At 71.2% G+C, this 570-nt stretch carries 1 pseudogene; it reads right to left on the reverse strand.

Annotated features, from left to right (window positions below):
• Positions 1-30: 30 nt before the first annotated feature.
• Positions 31-570, reverse strand: a pseudogene (locus STARVERO_RS23030) (phage portal protein family protein); the annotation flags it as partial.

Raw genomic sequence — 570 nt, forward strand, 5'->3', positions numbered from 1 at the left:
CCGGCGAGGAAGGCGCGACGGGAGATGTACTCAGTCGTGGACATCGCCGAGACCGCGCGCCTTGGCCATCGCGATGGCGAGCTTCATGGCGAGCCGCTTCCCGTCGACCGCCTCCGCGATCTCCGGCAGCATGGCCTCCAGCTCGGCGAAGGACGAGGCACCGGCGAGCGCCTCGCGCAGCGGGGCGAGAAGCGGATCCGCATCCTCCTGCCAATCCGCCATGGCCTCCGCGATGAAGTCGTCGAGCTCGGCCTCGACATCGATGTCGGCCGGATCGGCGGCGAACATGGCCGGCAGGCCCGAGCGGCAGGAAGCGCAGCCGCATCCGCCATGATGTGCGCCGAGCTCGGCTGCCGGCGCACGCTTGCCCGCCGCCGGCGGCGTCTTGTCGGCCGGCAGATCACCCTCGGGCACGGGCGCGGAGGACGAAGGAGGCGTCAGGAGATCGTCGTCTTCTTCCGGCTCGGACACGCCGATGCGCTGGCGCATCTCGCGCTGGCTCACCTTCAGCCCCATGGGCACGAGGCGCGCCACGGCCTCGGTGAGCTCCTTCACGTCCTCTGGCTCGGC

It is taken from the genome of Starkeya nomas, assembly GCF_902703545.1.
GTDB lineage: Bacteria > Pseudomonadota > Alphaproteobacteria > Rhizobiales > Xanthobacteraceae > Ancylobacter > Ancylobacter moscoviensis.